This window comes from Bradyrhizobium sp. KZN70725 (assembly GCF_055264925.1).
In genome coordinates, this window is record NZ_JBUYWT010000086.1 from 1 (window position 1) to 19457 (window position 19457).

A 19457-nucleotide genomic window follows, 5' to 3' on the forward strand; every position below is an offset into this window, starting at 1 on the left:
CTGGTTCCTCTCCCTCGGCGATCCATCTCGGCCTCCTCGACCACGTTGAATCTCCCTTAATATGCGATTCTCAACCCTCCAGATCGCGGCTTTCTGACTCAGTAAGACTAAAGCGCAATGAGATCAGGTCGAACCGCGGCGGCAGTGTGCTCCCTCGCCCCGTTCTTACGGGGAGAGGGTTGGGGTGAGGGGCTCTTTCCGCGTATTCGGAGATCGCTGCATTTGCGGAGAGTCCCCCTCACCCGGAACGCATCTAACGATGCGTTCCGACCTCTCCCCGCACACGGGGCGAGGTGAAGCATTAGCCCCATTTGTGGAAGATCAGAAACGCGCCGGCGGCGATGAAGGCAAATCCGAGCGCGTGATTCCAGCCCAGCGGCTCCTTCAGGTACAACACCGAGAAGGCGGCGAACACGACCAGCGTGATCACCTCCTGCATGGTCTTGAGCTGCGCCGCCGAGTAGACCGCGCTGCCCCAGCGATTGGCCGGCACCGCCAGCCAGTATTCGAAGAAGGCGATGCCCCAGCTCACCAGGATCACGATGGGGAGCGAATGATCCTTGAACTTGAGATGGCCGTACCAGGCGAAGGTCATGAAGACGTTCGAGGCGAACAGCATCAGGATCGGCAGCAGCGACGGCGAAATGGCGGGCATCGAATGTCCTCTTGCAAGCAAAGCACGCGGTAACCCGCAGGCACGGAACCGGGTTCCGTGCCGATCTGCATATCATTTGATTTGAAAGCAGCGAAAGCTGGTTCGGCCCCCGCAACGCCCGCTTAACGGTCGGGACGGAAATGCCGGCGCGGTTGCGGCCCTGTCGTCAAACTGCGGCTTTATCGTTCGTTTGATAGATAGCGAGAACGCGCATGCGGTTCGACTGGCGTGCAATTTCAGGTCCGGCCCTGACGGCGATCACGGCATCCGCCGCCTTCCTGCTCGATCGCCTCGTTGTCGCCGTCCCCAATCCCGCGCCGCTGTTCGTCTGCATCGTGGCGCTTGCGAGCTCGATCAGCGGCATCACCTCCGGGCTGATCTCCGCCGCGATCGCGGTGGCCGCCTCGGCGCTGTTCTTCCTCAATCATCGCGCGCTGCCCGGTTACGACACCGCCGACGTCGCGCGGATGCTGATGCTGGCGGCGACCGCGGCCGGCACCGCCGTGATCACCGGAATGCTACGGCAGAAATGGATCGACGCCTTTGCCGCGGACCAGCAGCATCACGCCACCGCGGAGCGGCTCGCAGCCGCGCTCGACCAGGTCGACATCGGCATCGTGCTGCTCGACGCCGACACCCGCGCCGAATTCATCAACCGCGCCTTCCGCGACTATTTCGCGCTGTCGGATGCGCAGGCCGAGAGCAAGCCGCCCTTCGTCGCGCTGATGTATCACGGCCGCGACACCGGCGCCTATGAACTGCCGGAAGACGAGCTGAGCGCGTTCATCGCCGAGCGCATCGCGATGATGCGCGCCGGCGACTCCACGCCGATCAATCTCAACCTCGCCGACGGCCAGGTGCTGCGCTTCAGCTGCACCGCACTGCCGGACGGCGGCCGCATGCTGAGCTACACGCCGGTCACCGACCTCGTGCGGCACACCGACGATCCCGCCAAGGCCGATGAATATCGGGCCCAGCGCGCCGGGCGCGAGCGCCGTCTGGCGCGGCTGCTGCGCGCCGCCGAGTGAGGCGCGACCTCGTCCGCAATTGATCCTGCGAGATAGCGACGGTAGAACCTTGCGAGCGGTGCGGAGACATCGCCCGCAACGCAGGATCATCCAGGAATCCTCCATGGCCGACGACGTCACCATCCGCTTCGTCACCCGCGACGACTACGCCCAGTGGCTTCCTCTGTGGGACGGCTACAATGCCTTCTATGAGCGATCCGGGCCGACCGCGCTCGCGCCCGAGATCACCGCGATGACGTGGGAACGCTTCTTCGATGCCTATGAGCCGGTGCACGCGCTGGTCGCCGACGCCGGCGGCAGATTGCTCGGGCTGACGCATTATCTGTTTCACCGCTCGACCACGGCGATCGCGCCAACCTGCTATTTGCAGGATCTGTTCACCAGCGAAGCCGCACGCGGCAAGGGCGTTGGCCGCGCGTTGATCAACGGGGTTTACGCGCAGGCCAGGCTCGCGGGATCGCCACGCGTCTACTGGCAGACGCATGAGACCAACCACACCGCGATGCAGCTTTATGACAAGGTCGCAGACAAGCCGGGCTTCGTCATCTATCGCAAGATTGTCTGAGCGGATCTTCGCGGCCTGTGGATTGAACAGAGGTGTCACCGGCACGTTACAAAGCCCGGCTAGGCTTCCGCTCGCGCAGATCAGGCCCCCCGTCTCAGATCTTCGCCAAGCGGTCCCCGTCAGTCGCCGCGTCTGACCGGGACCGCTTTTTTTGCGGCATCTCATTTTGCGACATCGTCATGCGTGATCGGCGGTAGGACGGCACCTTGCCGGGCCCTAGTGTGCTTGTCACAATACGCGGCACCGCTCGCCTATCCCACAGGATTGTCTCATGGAAATTCGTAATCTCGGCGGCTCCGGGCTGCGCGTGTCCGCGGTCGGCCTCGGCTGCAACAATTTCGGCCAGCGCACCGACCTCGAGACCTCGCGCAAGGTGATCCACAAGGCGATCGATCTCGGCATCACGCTGTTCGACACCGCCGACATCTATGCCGGCATGGGCGGCTCGGAGACCGTGCTCGGCACCGTGCTGGGCGACCGCCGCAAGGACATCGTGCTCGCCACCAAATTCTCCAAGCCGATGGCGACCGACGGCACCAAGCAGGGCGCCTCGCGGCGCTACATCATGTCGGCGGTCGAAGCGAGCCTCACTCGCCTGAAGACCGACTATATCGATCTCTACCAGCAGCACGACTACGATCCGCTCACCCCGATCGACGAGACGCTGCGCGCGCGGACGATCTCGTCCGCCAGGGCAAGGTGCGCTACATCGGCAACTCCAACTTCCCGGCCTGGCGGATCGCCGAAGCCGAGTACGTCGCGCGCCAGATGAACATGAACCGCTTCGTGTCCTGCCAGGACGAATACAGCCTCCTGGTGCGCGGCATCGAGAAGGACCTGCTGCCGGCGGCGCAGCAATACAATCTCGGCCTGCTGCCGTTCTTCCCGCTCGCCAGCGGCCTGTTGACCGGCAAGTACCAGCGCGGCGCCGCTGCACCCGCCGATACCCGCTTCGCCAAGGCGCCGGCCCTGAAGGATCGCTACGTCACGCCGCGCAACGAGGACATCGTCGAGAAGCTGCAGGCGTTTGCCAGGGAGCGCGGCCACGCCATGCTCGAGCTCGCCTTCTCCTGGCTCGCCGCCCGCCCGCAAGTCGCAAGCGTCATCGCCGGGGCGACGCGTCCCGAGCAGATCGAGCAGAACGCCAAGGCGATCAGCTGGAAGCTCTCCGCGGAGGAGATGGCGGAGATCGATGGGATAACGAAGGCGTGAAGCGAACGGCACTCTCTCCGCTCCCTCTCCCCGTCCTTTACGGGGAGAGGGTTGGGGTGAGGGGCATCTATCCGCGCAACTCAGTCTGAATTGTAATCAACACACCCTCGACGTTGCCGAGCACATCGTTGTTCCAGAAGCGAAGCACGCGATAGCCCTCCCCGGTGAGATACCAGTCCCGGACCACGTCTGCAGCTGAGTCCGCGTGCTGACCGCCATCCACTTCGATCACGAGCCGTCGCTCGCGGCAGACGAAGTCGCAAATGTAACTCCCGACCGGCACCTGCCGTGCGAACTTATGGCCATCAATCTGGCGATTGCGGATGCGATTCCAAAGCACGGTCTCCGCGTCCGTTTGATTGGCGCGCAGCCCTTTCGCGAGTCGGATAGGTGTTTCCTTGCGGCCACGCATTGCCCTGCCCCTCACCCGGAAGCAACGCGATGCGTCGCTTCCGACCTCTCCCCGCAAAGAGCGGGGAGAGGTTGAGGAAGTCAAGCCACCAGCCCCTTCATCGGCTTTACCGGGGCGCTGTCCGGAAACACGGCATCGGCCAGCACGCGCTCGCCGAGGCCGAACTGGTCGTGCAGCACGCCCTTGATCACGGCGCGCAGGTCGGTGGTCGGGGCGAGGTCGCGGGCCTGGTAGAGATTGGCGGGCTTGAGGCCGGGCCAGTCGGTGATCATGCGGCCGCCATTCACCGCGCCGCCGGCGAGCAGCGCGATGGTGCCGGTGCCGTGGTCGGTGCCCTCGGTGCCGTTGATGCGCGCGGTGCGGCCGAACTCGGTCGCGACCACGATCACGGTGTCGCGCCAGCGCGCGCCGAGGCCGCTCTGGAATTCCGCCAGCGCGCCGTCGAGGCCGCCGAGCAGTTGCGCGAGGCGGCCGACCGGCCCGCCTTCATTGGCATGGGTATCCCAGCCGTCGAAGGCGAGCGCGCCGATCCTCGGGCCGTCGTCGGCCGCCATCAATTTCGCGGCGCCCCGCGCCACGAGGCGCATCGCCGCCACGCCGCCCGCCCCGGGCTTCGGCTTCATCTCCTCGCCCTGCACCTGCTTCTCGAGCTGCAAGCCTTGCGTCAGCGCGCTCGCCAGCGCCGGATCGCGGTGCTGATAGAGATCGAGCAGCCGCATCGCGGTGTCGTCGGCGGCTTGCGGTAGCGCGGTCGGGGCCCAGCCGACGGTCGGCGCCGCGCCGCGCAGCACCAGCGGCGTGGTCGGGCCGACCGCGAGCGCGCTCGTCACCCGCTCGCCTTTCGGCAAGGCCTCCAGCGCGCGATTGAGCCAGCCGGACTGCACGCGGCCCGGACCGGGGAAGCCGCTTTCCAGCACGTCCTGACCGTCGAAATGCGAGCGATCGCGATAGGAGGTCGCCACCGCGTGAACCACCGCGGCCTGCTTGGCGCGATACATCCGCGAAAATTCCGGCATCGCCGGATGCAGGGCGAAGAACTGATCCAGCATCACCGCCGCGTTCGGGCCATCGGGGCGCAGCGCGATCGCGCCGTGCAAGCCGGCATAATCAGGATCGCCGACCGGTGCGACCGTGGCGAGGCCGTCGAGTGCACCGCGCAGGATGATGGTGACGAAGCGCGGATCGCGGCCATCGGCGGCGCGCGCGAATTTCGGGAGGTAGGCCCAGGCCGCAAAGGAGGCGCCGCCGAGCAGCAGCGCGCGCCGCGACGTCGCCTGCAGCATCAGGCTCTCGGAGCATTCCATCGTCATCTCCTCTGGAACTCGGGCGACATCAACAGCAGCGCCAGCGCCTGCTGCCGCGATTCCGCGCGCTCGATGGTGCGCCGCGTCTCGGGCGAGGCTGCATCGGCGGCAATGAGCTCGAGCAGGTCGCGCGGGTCGAACCGGTCGGCGAGCTGGGAGGCGACTTGCGCCGAAATGTCGAGCCTGAGCTTGATGCCTTCAGGCGCCGCCCAGGCCGCGGCGGTGTCCGAAAATCCGTTCGGCCCGGCCGGCGACCACAGCGGCTGGCCGAGCACATTGAGGCCATTGAGATAGCGGCTCGGATCCTCGGGATTGCGCGCCAGCAGGCGGCCGGAGGCGACCAGGAATTCGTAAGGCGAACGCATCTTTGTCAGCGGCGCGTGCCAGGCCTCGCTGGACTGAACGAGCGCGGTGGCCAGCGCCCTGAGATCGCCGTCCGTTTTCGTGAACATATCCTGCAGCCTCGCCACCAGCGCCGGCGGCGGATCGTCGGCGACGAAGTGGCGCGCGAACTTGGTCGCGATGAATTTTGCGGTCGAGGGATGCCGCGCGATGTCCGCCAGCACCGCCTCGCCCTGCGCGACGCCCGCCTGCGCGTAGCTCTTGCCGAGCACCTGCTGCGGTCCGGGCTGGTGCGCATTGGCGTTGAACACGAAGCTGCCGGGCACACCTAACTGCCCACGGCGGCCGGCAAAGGTCCAGCCGGTGATGACGCGCGCCAGCGCCGTCACATCGTCCTGGGTGTAGCCGCCGCCGACGCCGAGCGTATGCAGCTCCATGATCTCGCGCGCGAGATTCTCGTTCAGGCCGCGATTGCGGTTGATGCCGGCGCGCGACTCCGGGCCGAGCGATTGCTGGTTGTCGAGAAAGAACAGCATCGCCGGATGCTGCTCGACGGCCTTCAGCATGTCCGGGAAGCGGCCGAGCACATGCGGACGGATCGCCTCGCGCTCGAACGAGCCGGCCCACATCCGCGCCAGCGCGCCCTTGTTGGCGGAGACGCAGAAGTGGTTGGACCAGAACACCACGAGCCGTTCGACGAAGCCGCAATCGGCGACCACGCCGCGCTGCAGGCGCGCCAGCGCCTCGGCGCGGAACGTCTTCTGGATGATGTTGAGCGGTTGCGCCGGCGGCTTGGGGGGACCGGGCACCGTCTGCATCGTCGGAGGCTGCATCGGAGCCGACGGCGTCATCGCCGCGTTGGCGCCATCGGCGCCCTGCGCCTGCATCGCCGGATCCTTGCCGGCGATCTCCTTGGCGGCAGTGGACAGCGACAGATTGCGCCGCTGCGCCGGCTTTGCGTCGGACCCTTGCGGCGGTGTCTCGCTCGCGCCTTGCTGCGCGACCTTCGCGGCATTGCGCGCCTGCTGGATCTCGAACTGATAGTCGAACACCTGCTTGCCGAGCTCCGGCGTCGAGAGCAGGCCCGGCACTTCGAGCAGCGCGCCGTTCGGACGCGCCAGTTCCGCCAGCACGAAACCGCGCGGATCGGAGGCGGCGTTGATGAAGTCGCCGGACGCCCCGCCGCGGGCACCGAATCCAAACCGGTTGAGAGCAACCAGCGCGGCTTGCGAATCACGGGCCATCAGAATTCCCTTAACGGCCTATCCCGGCTATATCAGTTGCCTGGCATCATAGCGCGGTCCGGGATGAACCCGAGATTAATTCGCGCATTAAATCGCGGTTAGAATGGACCTCTCGTCAAACGATCGTTCCAAACCAGCATCTCCGCGCCAGCTTGCCTGCACGGCATGCGGCAGCGAATTTTCCTGCTCGCTCACCGGAGCATGCTGGTGCTGCGATGAGAGTTTTCGCCTGCCGATGCCGACCGACGGCGGCGACTGCCTGTGCCCCGCATGCTTGCGGAAGCTCGCGGAACAGCAAGCAGCGGTGAGCGCCACGTGAACGCACGCTGGACCGTCGACGCCGTCCTGCTCGACATGGACGGCACGCTGCTCGACACCGAGAAGGTTTACTTCGACAGCCTGGTCGCGGCGCTGAACGTGTGCGGCTACACCGACGACGTCGTCGCGCTGTGCCACTCCATGGTCGGGCTTCCCGGCCCGGTCTGCGAGGCGATGCTGCGCGACCATTACGGCGCGGCGTTTCCGCTCGCGGACGTCAACCAAGCGTTTCTCGAACATCGCGATCGGATGATGCGGTCGGGCCTGCCGCTCAAATCAGGCACGCTCGCTCTGCTCGATGCGCTCGCGCTTGCGGAGCGCCCGATGGCGATCGTCACCTCGTCATCGCGCCGTTCGGCCGAACGCAACCTCACCCTCGCCGGCATTCGCGCGCGCTTCGACACGCTGCTGACGCTTGACGATGTCGCGCAGGGCAAGCCGGATCCCGAGCTCTATCTCAAGGCCGCCGCGCGGCTCGGCGTGAGGCCGGCGTCCTGCATCGCGGTGGAAGACTCCAACCACGGCGTCGCCGCCGCCCACGCCGCCGGCGCGATCACGCTGATGGTGCCGGACATGGCGCCGCCGACCGACGAGACCCGCGCGAAATGCGCAGCCGTGTTGCCGGACCTCAACGCCGTGCTGGCGCTGCTGCAGGAGCGCGGCGCGCTTTAGCCGTCATTGCGAGACGGCTCGCCGCAGGCTGCTGCACCTCTCCCGCTTGCGGGGCAGGGAGCGCACCGCCTTCGCGACTACCATTCAACCTACTCTCGTCATGTCCTAACCCCGCTTACGCCCTGCTTCCCCAGCGCCGTCTCGATCAGTGTGCGCGCGGCCTCGCCGGCGGTCTCCATGTAGCTCGGGTCGCGATGCAGCAGCACCACGGCGAACGATCCGTCCAGCAGCAAGAGGATCTGCCGCGCCAGTTTGAGCGGATCGGCGATGCCCTGCTCCGCGAAGGTCGCGCGCAGCCAGTCCTCGAACTTCTTCTTGTGCGCGGCGCCGATCCTGATCGCGGGATGCCCGGGCATGTTGGCGAGTTCGGCGGAGGTGCGCAGGAAGCCGCAGCCCTTCCACTTCGGATGCCGCGCCGAGCGCGCGAGGTTCCTGAAGATCGCCTCGACCTTCACCGGCAGGCCACCCTCGGCCTCCGCGAACCACTTTCGGAACAGCGCGAGATTGGGCTGGTCGCGCGCGGCGAGATAGGCAGCGACCAGATCGTCCTTGCTCTTGAAGTGATAGTACAGCGTGCGCTTGGTGAGGCCGGCCTTGGCGGCGACCTCGTCGACGCTGACGCGGCGAATGCCTTCATTGTAGAACAGCGCGCTCGCCGCCTGGACGATGCGCTCGCGGGTGGGCTCGGAGGGTCTGGGCATGGCGCTATGTATACTAACCAGTGAATATACACAAATTGCGGCTGGCCCTACATTCGGCCCGACACACAATTGCTGGAGACTGCATCATGCCCGCCCCCATCCTGCTCGAGATCACCGACACGATCGCCCTGATCACCCTGAACCGTCCGGAGCAGCTCAACGCGCTGAACTACGCGCTGATCGATCAGCTGATGGCCGCGCTCGACCGCATCGAGGGCGACGCTGAGGTGCGCGCCGTGATTTTGACCGGGGCCGGCGAGCGGGCCTTCTCGGCCGGCGCCGACATCAAGCAGTTTTCCGAGAGCGTCAAGCAGGGCTCCGCCGTCGCGGTGCGCGACTTCGTCCGCCGCGGCCAGGCCATGACCGCGCGGCTCGAGGCATTCAAGAAGCCCGTGATCGCCGCGATCAACGGGCTCGCCTTCGGCGGCGGCTGCGAGATCACCGAGGCGGTGCATCTCGCTGTCGCCAGCGACCGCGCGCTATTTGCAAAACCCGAGATCAAGCTCGGCATGCCCCCGACCTTCGGCGGCACGCAGCGGCTGCCGCGGCTGGCCGGACGCAAGCGCGCCCTGGAGCTGCTCCTCGCAGGCGATCCGTTTCCGCCCGAGCATGCGCGTGAGATCGGGCTGGTCAATCAGATCGTGCCGCACGATCAATTGCTGACGGCCGCGCGCGAGCTCGCCGGCCGCATCACCAGGCATTCGCCCGGCGCCGTCGCCGGCACCATCACCGCTGTGACGCGCGGGCTCAACATGCCGATTGCCGAGGGCCTTTTGGTCGAGAGCGAGCAGTTCGCCGCGCTGGTGCCGGGCCGCGATCTCGCCGAGGGGCTCGCGGCGTGGAAGGAACGGCGGCTGGCGAGGTATGTCGGGGCTTGAAAACCCGCGAGTGCTACATCCGTCATTGCGAGCGAAGCGAAGCAATCCATCGACCCGCATACGCGGAAAGATGGATTGCTTCGTCGCTTCGCTCCTCGCAATGACGGAGGAGTTCGCCCTACCGCACCACCGCCGCGGTCTGCCCGAACAGCAACTTGCGCTCTTCCTCGGTGCGGATCGCGGGCTGGCCGAAATTCGGATTGACCTCCTTCGCCTTGGCATAGGCGCGCACGGTCGCCGGGCGCTTGCCGATCGTCTCCAGCCAGCGCTTCAGATGCGGGAAATCGTCGATCTCCTGGCCCTGGTTCTTGTAGGGCACGACCCAGGGATAGCTCGCCATGTCGGCGATCGAGTAGTCGCCGGCGACGAATTCGCGGTCGGCGAGCCGCTTGTTGAGCACGCCGTAGAGCCGGTTGGTCTCGTTGACATAGCGGTCGATCGCGTAAGGCAGCTTCTCGACGGCGTAGTTGCGGAAATGGTGGTTCTGCCCGGCCATCGGCCCGAGCCCGCCCATCTGCCAGAACGTCCACTGGATCGCGTCATAGCGGCCATGGATATCGGCCGGCAGGAATTGTCCGGTCTTCTCGGCGAGATAGAGCAGGATCGCGCCGGACTCGAACAGCTGTAGCGGCTTGCCGCCGCCCTTCGGCGCGTGATCGAGGATTGCGGGGATGCGGTTGTTCGGCGCGATCTGCAAAAAATCCGGCTTGAACTGATCGCCCTTGCCGATGTTCACCGGGAAAATCCTGTACTCCAATCCGGTTTCCTCAAGGAACATCGTTATCTTGTGACCGTTCGGCGTGGACCAGTAGTGAAGGTCGATCATGGGCGTGATCCTGCATTGCCAGGGACTGCCGATGTCGTGCATCGGCGAGAAAGATGCGAATGCATGGAGTTGGACGCATAACCGCAGCCAAGTCAATGGCGCCCGCATTGCACCGCGCGCGAATGTGATCTGCAAGCAGCGCAAATGCCCGATTGAGCCGCGTCCCGATTGCTCCTAGGCTCAACGTGTTTGGTATTGAAAAGTTTTCAAAACACGGGGGATTGCGATGACGCGGGATTTGGCACGACGTGATTTCCTGAAAGGTTCGGCGGCGCTCGCCGGCGCCGCAGCCGCGGGCGCCTTCTCCTGCGTCGAGATCGCGAGCGCCGCACCGATCGAGGTGCCGACCGTCGACAAGCTCTCGATCCGCGTGCTGGTCGATTCCAGCTTCGATTTGTTCTTCAAGCCGAAGCAGGCCGGCGGCGTCACCATCGCGCCGCCGCCGCGCTCCGCCGACTACCAGAAGTCGCTGCACAATGAATGGGGCCTGTCGCTGTGGCTGGAGTCGGAAGCCAAGGGCGCACAGCGCACGCTGATGCTCGACTACGGCTACACGCCGGAGGTGCTGCTCAACAACATGGCGCTGGTCGGCGTCGATCCGGCGAAGCTCGATGGGCTGATCGTGAGCCACGGCCACTACGACCATTTCGGCGGCCTCAACGGCTTCCTCGACAAATTCCGTGATAAACTACCGGCCGACGTGAAGCTCTATGCCGGCGGCGAGGACAATTTCTGCCACCGCGTCAGCGCAACGCCGACCAAGGGCCAGTTCAACGATTTCGGCACGCTCGATCGCCGCCAGCTCGCGGCGCAGCGCGTCACCACGGTGCTGTGCGAGACCCCGACCGTGATCGCGGGCCATGCCTTCACCACCGGCAAGATCACCCGCCGCAGCATCGAGCGTGTGCTGCCGCAGACCTGGGTCGAGTTCGGCATCAAGGACGGGCTCGGCTGCAATGCCAGCCACTATCTGCCGGCCGAGATGGACGGCAAGATCGTGCCCGACGAGCACATCCATGAGCACGCCACCTGCTTCAACGTGCGGGACTTCGGCCTCGTCGTGATCTCGTCCTGCGGCCATGTCGGCATCGTCAATTCGGTGAAGCAGGCACAGGAGGTCTCCGGCATCCAGAAGGTGCACGCCATCGTCGGCGGCTTCCATCTCGGGCCGGCGCCGAAGGATTACCTCACCGAGGTGGTCGCCGAGATCAGGAAGCTCGACCCCGACGTGCTGATCCCGATGCACTGCTCCGGGCTCAACTTCGTGCAGGAGGCGACCGCGCAGATGGGCGACAAGGTGCTGGTCACGACGACGGGCAGCCGCCTCTCCTTCGGCATATGATCGCGCCGGTCCTGCGCGGCTTCGCTTACGCCGGCGCCGGCCTGTGGCTGACGCTGGCGCCGGTGCTGGCGGGCGATGCGCCGCCGCAATCGGCGCGCTCGGCCGCCGAGATCATGGACATCCTGATGTGGAACAGGGAGCCGGTCGGCGGCCCGTTCGCGCTGACCGATCAGGCCGGCCATGAACGCACCGACAAGGAGTTTCGCGGCAAGCTGATGCTGATCTATTTCGGCTTCACCACCTGCCCAGACGTCTGCCCGACCGATCTGCAAGCGATCGCCCTGGCGCTCGACAAGCTCGGCCGCGACGGCGACCAGGTTCAACCGATCTTCATCACGGTCGATCCCGAGCGCGACACCGCGGCCCACCTCGCGGAGTACGTGCCGATGTTCCACCCGCGCCTGATCGGACTGACCGGCAGCGGTGATGCGATCCGCAAGCTCGCTGATGCCTACAAGGTCTACTTCGCGCGGGTGCCGCTGAAGGATGCCGGCGACTATACCGTCGATCACACCGCCTACATCTATTTGATGGACCGCGAGGGCAATTATCTCGGCTTCTTTCCGCCGGGGACATCAGCCGACCGGATGGTCGAGATCATCCGGCCACGGCTCGCCGAACCGGTACGCTGACATCAGAGATTGGCAATTCCAGCCGCGTCAATACTGCGCCCCCTCTCCCGCTTGCGGGTGAGGTGAAGAAAGCAGTTCGGCAGGCGGATCGGACAAATCGCCGGACTCAATGTATCCGCCCATGCGCGCGCAAGAATGTCTCACCGGTTTCCGTCACCGTTACCCGCATGCCCTCAACCGAGGGACGGCGCGCGACATAGCCGCGGTCAACGGCGTCCTCCCAGATCGTCAGCCGCGGGCATGAGGTGCGCCAGACCTCGAGCACCTCGGTATAGCGCCGCGGCCCGCGCGCCACCCATTCCACGAGATCGAGCACCAGGGCGTCTGTGGTCTCTGTCATGTGGTCCTCGCCGGGATCAGCAGGGATTCATTGTCTCCGGTATTTCTGCGCCGCTTGGCCTCTTCCGGCAAACTGAGTTATCTTGACCTTGCATCAGTTTTCCTGAGGGTTCATGCGGCGGCTGCTCTTTCTCAACGGCATCAAGGCGTTCGAAGCCGCGGCGCGGACCGGCAGCTTCGCGGCGGCGGGCAGCGAGCTCAATGTCTCGGCCGCCGCGATCAGCCGGATGGTGCATCTGCTCGAGGAGCGGCTCGGCGTCGCGCTGTTCGAGCGCAAGGCCAACCGCCTCGTCACCACTCCGGCGGGCCGCGCCTATCAGGGCGGGCTGACGCCGATCTTCGACGCGCTGGCGAGCCTCACCGCGCAGGTCACGGCATCCGCGAGCGCGCGGGTGCTGACCGTCGGCGTCGGACCGACCTTTGCGCTGAAATGGATGATCCCGCACCTTGCCGAGTTCCGCAAAGCGGAGCCCGACATCGAGGTGCGGATCACGACCGGCGGCATGGCGGTGCCTTTCGCCGACGACTGGAGCTGCGGCATCCAGCTCGGCGACGGCCAGTGGCCAGGCCTCGTCGCCGAGCCGCTGTTTGCCGCCGACCTGATGCCGGTGTGCACGGCGCGGCTCGCCAACACCCTGAAGCGCCCCGCCGACCTCAAGGGCCCGAGCCTGATCCGCGTCGCGCATTCGCCCGACGATTGGCCGTCCTGGCTGAAGGCCGCGGGCGTGCCGCGCCTGACCGCGCGCGGGCCGGAATTCCAGTTTTACGGCCAGGCGCTGCAGGCAGCTAGCGACGGGCTCGGCATCGCGATGGGCATCCGGCCCTATATCGACGACGATCTCGCCGCCGGCCGGCTGGTGGCGCCGTTTGCGCTCAGCGTGCCGAAGGGCATGCGCTGGTATCTGGTCTATCGCGGCTTCCACGCCGAACAGCGCGATTTCGCCGCGTTCCGGCGCTGGATCATCCGCGCCGCGGCGGAGCCCGCGGCCCGCCGCAAGGGATCGCGCAGTGCCTGACGAGACCGTCGATACGCTGGTGATCGGCGGCGGCCAGGCCGGGCTCACCATGAGCCATCGGCTGAAGCAGCGCGGCATCGCCCATCTGGTGCTGGAGCGGGGGCGCATCGCCGAGCGCTGGCGCAGCGAACGCTGGGACGGCCTCATGTTCCAGTTTCCGAACTGGTCGGTGCGGCTGCCGGATTTCGCGTTTCCGCACAGCGATCCCGACGGCTTCTCGGACACCGCCGCCATCATCGCCTTCATCGAGGACTACGCCGCGTTCGTCGCGCCGCCGATCCGCTGCGGTGTCGCGGTCACCAGGCTGCGCCACGACGCCGGCGGTTTCCTCGCCGAATTTGCCGGCGGCAGCATCGCAGCCCGCAACGTCGTCATCGCCACCGGTCCCTATCAACGGCCGCTGCGGCCCGCGCTGCTGCGCGAGCATCCCGGCCTGTTCCAGATCGATGCCGCCGGCTACAAAAATCCGGCGCAATTGCCTGACGGCGCAGTGCTGGTGGTCGGTGCCGGCGCCTCGGGCGCGCAGATCGCCGAAGAGCTGATGCGCGCCGGCCGCGAGGTCTTCCTCTCGGTCGGACGTCACAACCGCCTGCCGCGCCGCTATCGCGGCCGCGACCTGATCTGGTGGCTGGCCGAGATGGGCATCGACCGGACGCCGGTCGAGCAGCGCGGCCCGTCGCGGCTGCTGCCGGTGATTTCCGGCGCCCATGGCGGCCACACCGTCGATTTCCGCCGCTTCGCCGCCGGCGGCGTGACCCTGCTCGGCCGCGTGACGGCGGCGCGCGACGGCGTGCTCGAGATCGCGCCCGATCTCGCCGCCAACATCGCCAATGGCGACGCCTATTACGCGACGTTCCTCGGGATCGTCGACGACTTCGTCGCGGCGCGCGGCCTCGATCATCCCGATGATCCCTTGGCGCGCCTCCGCCTGCCCGATCCGCCGTGCCTCACCGCGCCGCTCGACGCGATCGACCTGCGCGCCGCGCGGATCAGGAGCGTGATCTGGGCCACCGGCTACGGTCTCGATCTGAACTGGATCGACATACCGGTGCTGGATGCCGCCGGGGCCCCGCGCCACCGCCATGGCGTCTCCGACGTGCCGGGCCTCTATTTCCTCGGCCTGCAATGGCTGTCGAAGATGAAATCCTCGTTCCTGTCAGGCGTCGGCGACGATGCCGCGGTGCTCGCCGACCACATCGCCGGCCGCGGCTAGCTCCGGGTTCCTTTGCTGCGCGGAAATAAACACGGCGAGTTGTGAACTGCTTCACATTTAGCGCAACGCGCTCGTGCTTCCTATGAGAAGGGCATTTCGAGGTCGCACATGATTTACAGCGGTTTTGAGATCAAGTCGTTCGAAGTGGGGAAGGGGCAATGGCACGCCAGGGTTCAACGGGTCGATCAAAGGCCGGTCGTCATCGATGGCATGCTGTTTCCGACGCTCGACATCGGCTTTGCGTGGTCCGATCCGGATGCGGCGATCGCCGACGCGAAGCGGGCTATCGACCGGTTCCCGCAACGCTATGGCATGACAATGCCGGCGGCCGAAGCGTCGGCGTGACCGGTAACGTCGTGGTCGCCGCCGTCCCGCAATGCGAGCCGGATCCGGTCTGGCCGGCGCAGGTCCGCACCAGCTGCCCGGAATGTGCCGCATCGCTTTCGCTGCTGCGCGTGATCCCCGGCCGCGCCGCCGAATACTGGACCATGCGCTGCGACGGCTGCGGCGGGATCCATCTCGACATCGTCGACCTGCCGCGGGCGTAAAGTCCGCGAAGCCGCCGCCTGCTGACACCCTGCTGTCAGCAGCCTTGCCCGAGCAGCGATCCGGCCGCCGTTTGCCCTTTTCTCGCTGCCGGACTCGTCCCATATTCGGGGCATGGCGAAGACACCGAACACTCCGAAAAAGCCCGGCAAAACCCCCAAATCCAAAGCACACCGGCCCGAGGTCCTCCCGATCGGGCCCGCGCTTGCCGAATTGCTCAATCCGGCGATCAACCGCGGCGATGCCGGCATGGGTTCGGGCACCGGCCTGCAGCCGCCGCCGGACAATTCCTGGGACCGTCGCGCCGGCGGCGAGGCCGCCGCGCATCGCGCGCGGGCGTCGACGCGCGAGACCAGCGAGGGCGTCGCGAAGCGCGATGCTTCCGGGCTCGAGGAGGCCCCGCAGGCCAATTACGGAACCTCGGCCACGATCCCGACCCTCGATCCGGAACTGGCGCGGCAGCTCGGCCTGCCGACCGCCGAGGACGACGACGAAGCCCTGGCGCGGCCGCCGCGCAGCAAGATGGAGGCGCTCGGCGTCAAGGCGACTGCCGACGCGCTGGAGAACCTGATCCGCGACGGCCGCCCGGAATTCCGCAAGGACGACGGCTCGATGCGGGTGTGGACCCCGCACCGCCCGCCGCGCCCGGAAAAATCCGAAGGCGGCGTGCGCTTCGAGATCAAGTCCGACTACCAGCCGAAAGGCGACCAGCCGACCGCGATCGCCGAGCTGGTCGAGGGCATCGACCGCAACGACCGCACCCAGGTGCTGCTCGGCGTCACCGGCTCGGGCAAGACCTACACCATGGCCAAGGTGATCGAGGCGACGCAGCGCCCGGCGCTGATCCTGGCGCCGAACAAGACGCTGGCCGCCCAGCTCTATGGCGAGTTCAAGAACTTCTTCCCCGACAACGCGGTCGAGTATTTCGTCAGCTATTACGACTACTACCAGCCGGAAGCCTACGTCCCGCGCACCGACACCTATATCGAGAAGGATTCCTCGATCAACGAGCAGATCGACCGCATGCGCCACTCGGCGACGCGCGCGCTGCTCGAGCGCGACGACGTCATCATCGTCGCTTCCGTGTCCTGCATCTACGGTATCGGCTCGGTCGAGACCTACACCGCGATGACCTTCGCCTTGAAGAAGGGCGAGCGCATCGATCAGCGGCAGCTCATCGCCGACCTCGTTGCTCTCCAGTACAAGCGCACCCAGGCCGACTTCACCCGCGGCACCTTCCGCGTCCGCGGCGACGTCATCGACATCTTCCCGGCGCACTATGAGGACCGCGCCTGGCGGGTGAACCTGTTCGGCGACACCATCGAAACCATCGAGGAGTTCGATCCGCTCACCGGCCACAAGCAGGACGAGCTCGAATTCATCAAGATGTACGCCAACTCGCACTATGTGACGCCGCGCCCGACGCTGGTGCAGGCGATCAAGTCGATCAAATCGGAGTTGAAGCAGCGCCTCGACCAGCTCAACGACCAGGGCCGCCTCTTGGAGGCACAGCGACTCGAGCAGCGCACCACCTTCGATCTCGAGATGATGGAGGCGACCGGAAGCTGCGCCGGCATCGAGAACTATTCGCGCTATCTCACCGGGCGCCGCCCCGGCGAGCCGCCGCCGACGCTGTTCGAATATGTACCGGACAACGCGCTGATCTTCGCCGACGAGAGCCACGTCACCGTGCCGCAGATCGGCGCCATGTTCCGCGGCGACTTCCGCCGCAAGGCTACGCTCGCCGAATACGGCTTCCGCCTGCCCTCCTGCATGGACAACCGGCCGCTCCGCTTCGAGGAGTGGGACATGATGCGGCCGCAGACGGTTGCGGTGTCGGCGACGCCGAGCGGCTGGGAGCTGAACGAAAGCGGCGGCGTGTTCGTCGAGCAGGTGATCCGTCCGACCGGCCTCATCGATCCTCCCGTGGACATCCGCCCTGCCCGCACCCAGGTCGACGATCTCGTCGGCGAGGTGCGCGCCACCGCGGCGGCCGGCTATCGCTCGCTGATCACGGTGCTCACCAAGCGCATGGCGGAGGACCTCACCGAATATCTGCACGAGCAGGGCATCCGCGTCCGCTACATGCACTCGGATATCGACACCATCGAGCGCATCGAGATCATCCGCGACCTCAGGCTCGGCGCATTCGACGCGCTGGTCGGCATCAACCTGTTGCGCGAGGGCCTCGACATTCCCGAATGCGCGCTGGTCGCGATCCTCGATGCCGACAAGGAAGGCTTCCTGCGCAGCGAGACCTCGCTGATCCAGACCATCGGCCGTGCCGCGCGCAACGTCGACGGCAAGGTGATCCTCTATGCCGACAGCATGACCGGCTCGATGGAGCGCGCGATGGCCGAGACCACGCGGCGCCGCGAGAAGCAGGTCGAGTACAACGAGGCCAACGGCATCACGCCGGAGAGCGTGAAGAAGTCGATCGGCGACATCCTCAACTCCGTCTACGAGCGCGACCACGTGCTGGTCGAGATCGGCGACGGCGGCATCGCCGACGACGTCATCAGTATCGGGCATAATTTCGAGGCCGTGCTGAGCGATCTCGAAACGCGGATGCGCGAGGCCGCGGCCGATTTGAACTTCGAGGAGGCCGCGCGACTGCGCGACGAGGTCAAACGGCTGCGCGCCACCGAGATGGCCGTGGTCGACGACCCCACCGCCAAGCAGCGCAACGTGCAGAAGCAGGCCGGCGCCTATGCCGGCACAAGAAAATACGGCGATGCCGCCAACCTGCCGGTCAGCGCATTGAAGAACAAGTCGGCGCAGACCTCGCTCAAGGCGAGCCGCGGCGGCAAGTCCGGCTCACGCATCCACAAGCCCGATCTCGACGAGATGCACGGCCCGGAATCGCTGCCCTTCCGCCCCAGCGGCGCGCTGCCCGCCAAGCCGTTCGGCACCACGAGCCGCATCATCCAGCCGACCGACTCGCGGCAGTCGGGGCCGGAGTTCGGCCCGTCGCCGCGGTCGAGCGGCGGCGCGCCAGGCAAGCGGGGCGGGTGGAAGAAAAGGTAGATCATGACGCGCGCCGAGCTTCTCGCCTTCCTGCGGGTGCATCGGCTCGCGGTGGTCAGCACGGCTCACGACGGCGCGCCCCAGGCGGCGGTCGTCGGGATCGCGGTCAGCGACAATCTCGAGATCTTCTTCGACACGCTGACCACCTCGCGCAAATACCAGAACCTCCGCGCCGATCCGCGCGCGGCATTGGTGATCGGTTGGGACGCCGAACAGACCGCACAGGTCGAGGGCATCGCAGACTTCCCGAGCGGCGCGGAGCTCATCGCCTGCAAGCAGGTGTATTTCGCGGCGTGGCCCGACGGGCCGGAGCGCGAGACATGGCCGAACATCGGCTATGTGCGGATACGGCCGAACTGGGCCCGGTTCAGCGATTTTGGCGCGGTGCCGGCGCGGATCGAGGAAATGACTCTGCCGTGAGCCACGTTGTCTTGAGGCGGTACCTGATCACGTCACATCGAACGCCGCATGGTACTTCACATCCCCCTTCGGCGGATCGCCCTTCAGCACCAGCCGCTGAAAGTACGGGCTGGGCTCGCCGCCATAGGTCAGCGCGGGATCGCTGACAAAGCCGAAGCGGCTGTAATAGGCGGGATCGCCGAGCAGGACGCAGCCGTCAGCATTCATCGCCGCGAGGCGAGCAAGTCCCGCGCGGATCAGCGCGCCGCCGGTGCCCTGCCGTTGCAGGTCGGGTGCGACCGAGACCGGGCCAAGCCCATACCAACGTCCTACTACACCTTCGATCCGGACCGGCGAGAACGCGACGTGGCCGAAGATGCTGCCGTCGTCGGATACAGCGACCAGAGAAATCGTCAGCGCGTCAGCCTGGCGCAGCGCCTCGACGATGCGGGCTTCGGTGCCGCTGCTGTGCGGCGCTGTTGCGAATGCTGCCGCCGTGATGCGGCTGATCGCGGCGGCATCTTCGGGGCGTTCGTCCTTGATCTGCATGCTCGCAGATAAGGCCGATCGAGAACGGGGCGCAAGGGAAGCGCAAAGCTCGGGCAGATCATGTCGCGAGAATGCGGAGGTATGACTCACCGGCCGAACCACATATTCGGTGTCGTCCCTGCTTTCGCACTAGTGCATCTACACGTTTGTCGGGCCATTTGCGAGGATTTGGAAGCGGGCCATTCCGGTGTGGAAGGTGATTGGTCCAGGTGGACGGTGGGAGGCGTAGCCGGTCCA

At 66.4% G+C, this 19457-nt stretch carries 21 protein-coding genes and 1 pseudogene; 14 read left to right on the forward strand and 8 right to left on the reverse strand.

Going from position 1 to position 19457, the window contains the following annotated elements:
* Nucleotides 1–301 precede the first annotated feature (301 nt).
* Nucleotides 302–655 (reverse strand): DMT family protein, encoded by a 354-nt coding sequence (locus ACZBJS_RS39175; protein WP_028336063.1) that lies wholly within the window; start codon nt 653–655, stop codon nt 302–304.
* A gap of 212 nt (nt 656–867) precedes the next feature.
* Here ACZBJS_RS39175 and ACZBJS_RS39180 point away from each other — a divergent pair, with 212 nt between their 5' ends.
* The 3 genes and pseudogenes from ACZBJS_RS39180 to ACZBJS_RS39190 all read left to right on the forward strand — a co-directional run bounded on the left by ACZBJS_RS39180 (nt 868) and on the right by ACZBJS_RS39190 (nt 3460).
* On the forward strand, nt 868–1683 hold the full coding sequence (locus ACZBJS_RS39180) for a PAS domain-containing protein (RefSeq protein WP_076829885.1): 816 nt from the start codon (nt 868–870) through the stop codon (nt 1681–1683).
* A gap of 103 nt (nt 1684–1786) precedes the next feature.
* Nucleotides 1787–2248, forward strand: coding sequence for a GNAT family N-acetyltransferase (locus ACZBJS_RS39185; RefSeq protein ID WP_172649052.1), 462 nt, complete (start codon nt 1787–1789; stop codon nt 2246–2248).
* Nucleotides 2249–2519: 271 nt separating this feature from the next.
* A pseudogene (locus ACZBJS_RS39190) lies at nt 2520–3460 on the forward strand (aldo/keto reductase).
* 67 nt (nt 3461–3527) lie between these two features.
* Here the strand turns inward: ACZBJS_RS39190 and ACZBJS_RS39195 are convergent.
* The 3 genes from ACZBJS_RS39195 to ACZBJS_RS39205 form a co-directional block, all read right to left on the reverse strand.
* Nucleotides 3528–3872, reverse strand: coding sequence for an endonuclease domain-containing protein (locus ACZBJS_RS39195; RefSeq protein ID WP_057015131.1), 345 nt, complete (start codon nt 3870–3872; stop codon nt 3528–3530).
* A gap of 80 nt (nt 3873–3952) precedes the next feature.
* Entirely contained in the window at nt 3953–5182 is a 1230-nt protein-coding gene (locus ACZBJS_RS39200; RefSeq protein ID WP_316399151.1) for a DUF1501 domain-containing protein, read from the reverse strand.
* Nucleotides 5179–6762: a DUF1800 domain-containing protein gene (locus tag ACZBJS_RS39205; RefSeq protein WP_316399152.1), complete on the reverse strand. Its 1584-nt coding sequence runs from the start codon at nt 6760–6762 to the stop codon at nt 5179–5181. Before ACZBJS_RS39205 ends, ACZBJS_RS39200 begins: the two co-directional genes overlap by 4 nt.
* Nucleotides 6763–7077: 315 nt before the next feature.
* Between ACZBJS_RS39205 and ACZBJS_RS39210 the strand changes: the two genes are divergently transcribed.
* Nucleotides 7078–7752: an HAD family hydrolase gene (locus tag ACZBJS_RS39210; protein WP_229191216.1), complete on the forward strand. Its 675-nt coding sequence runs from the start codon at nt 7078–7080 to the stop codon at nt 7750–7752.
* Between the two features lie 98 nt (nt 7753–7850).
* On the opposite strand, the gene ACZBJS_RS39215 is transcribed toward ACZBJS_RS39210, so the two are convergent.
* Entirely contained in the window at nt 7851–8453 is a 603-nt protein-coding gene (locus tag ACZBJS_RS39215) for a TetR/AcrR family transcriptional regulator (protein WP_057019048.1), read from the reverse strand.
* Nucleotides 8454–8539: 86 nt separating this feature from the next.
* Between ACZBJS_RS39215 and ACZBJS_RS39220 the strand changes: the two genes are divergently transcribed.
* Nucleotides 8540–9331, forward strand: coding sequence for a crotonase/enoyl-CoA hydratase family protein (locus ACZBJS_RS39220; protein ID WP_316399153.1), 792 nt, complete (start codon nt 8540–8542; stop codon nt 9329–9331).
* A gap of 118 nt (nt 9332–9449) precedes the next feature.
* Here the strand turns inward: ACZBJS_RS39220 and ACZBJS_RS39225 are convergent, their stop codons facing one another.
* Entirely contained in the window at nt 9450–10157 is a 708-nt protein-coding gene (locus tag ACZBJS_RS39225) for a glutathione binding-like protein (protein WP_316399154.1), read from the reverse strand.
* On the opposite strand from ACZBJS_RS39225, the gene ACZBJS_RS39230 reads away from it, so the two are divergent.
* From ACZBJS_RS39230 to ACZBJS_RS39240, 3 genes are read left to right on the forward strand one after another with little or no spacing between them, the layout of a single operon-like run.
* Nucleotides 10156–10335 carry a hypothetical protein gene (locus tag ACZBJS_RS39230; protein WP_316399155.1) on the forward strand — a complete coding sequence of 60 codons (180 nt, stop codon included), beginning with the start codon at nt 10156–10158 and terminating at the stop codon, nt 10333–10335. The two genes, ACZBJS_RS39225 and ACZBJS_RS39230, sit on opposite strands and share 2 nt — an antisense overlap.
* A gap of 48 nt (nt 10336–10383) precedes the next feature.
* The gene (locus tag ACZBJS_RS39235; RefSeq protein ID WP_316399156.1) at nt 10384–11499 is read left to right on the forward strand and encodes an MBL fold metallo-hydrolase; all 1116 of its coding nucleotides are present in this window, start codon (nt 10384–10386) and stop codon (nt 11497–11499) included.
* Nucleotides 11496–12131, forward strand: coding sequence for an SCO family protein (locus ACZBJS_RS39240; protein ID WP_316399157.1), 636 nt, complete (start codon nt 11496–11498; stop codon nt 12129–12131). The genes ACZBJS_RS39235 and ACZBJS_RS39240 overlap by 4 nt, the downstream gene beginning before the upstream one ends.
* A gap of 106 nt (nt 12132–12237) precedes the next feature.
* Here the strand turns inward: ACZBJS_RS39240 and ACZBJS_RS39245 are convergent, their stop codons facing one another.
* Entirely contained in the window at nt 12238–12471 is a 234-nt protein-coding gene (locus ACZBJS_RS39245) for a hypothetical protein (protein ID WP_057019043.1), read from the reverse strand.
* Between the two features lie 112 nt (nt 12472–12583).
* On the opposite strand from ACZBJS_RS39245, the gene ACZBJS_RS39250 reads away from it, so the two are divergent.
* From ACZBJS_RS39250 to ACZBJS_RS39275, 6 genes are all read left to right on the forward strand, one after another.
* On the forward strand, nt 12584–13486 hold the full coding sequence (locus ACZBJS_RS39250; RefSeq protein ID WP_069276582.1) for a LysR substrate-binding domain-containing protein: 903 nt from the start codon (nt 12584–12586) through the stop codon (nt 13484–13486).
* Nucleotides 13479–14699, forward strand: coding sequence for an NAD(P)-binding domain-containing protein (locus ACZBJS_RS39255; RefSeq protein WP_316399158.1), 1221 nt, complete (start codon nt 13479–13481; stop codon nt 14697–14699). The genes ACZBJS_RS39250 and ACZBJS_RS39255 overlap by 8 nt, the downstream gene beginning before the upstream one ends.
* A 108-nt stretch (nt 14700–14807) precedes the next feature.
* Nucleotides 14808–15044 (forward strand): hypothetical protein, encoded by a 237-nt coding sequence (locus ACZBJS_RS39260; RefSeq protein WP_038377734.1) that lies wholly within the window; start codon nt 14808–14810, stop codon nt 15042–15044.
* On the forward strand, nt 15041–15247 hold the full coding sequence (locus ACZBJS_RS39265; protein WP_371852155.1) for a hypothetical protein: 207 nt from the start codon (nt 15041–15043) through the stop codon (nt 15245–15247). The genes ACZBJS_RS39260 and ACZBJS_RS39265 overlap by 4 nt, the downstream gene beginning before the upstream one ends.
* A 112-nt stretch (nt 15248–15359) precedes the next feature.
* Nucleotides 15360–18272, forward strand: a complete 2913-nt coding sequence (gene uvrB, locus ACZBJS_RS39270) for an excinuclease ABC subunit UvrB (RefSeq protein ID WP_076829859.1) — start codon at nt 15360–15362, stop codon at nt 18270–18272.
* 3 nt (nt 18273–18275) lie between these two features.
* The gene (locus tag ACZBJS_RS39275) at nt 18276–18692 is read left to right on the forward strand and encodes a pyridoxamine 5'-phosphate oxidase family protein (protein ID WP_076829856.1); all 417 of its coding nucleotides are present in this window, start codon (nt 18276–18278) and stop codon (nt 18690–18692) included.
* 27 nt (nt 18693–18719) lie between these two features.
* Here the strand turns inward: ACZBJS_RS39275 and ACZBJS_RS39280 are convergent, their stop codons facing one another.
* On the reverse strand, nt 18720–19220 hold the full coding sequence (locus ACZBJS_RS39280) for a GNAT family N-acetyltransferase (protein WP_141343020.1): 501 nt from the start codon (nt 19218–19220) through the stop codon (nt 18720–18722).
* Nucleotides 19221–19457 lie beyond the last annotated feature (237 nt).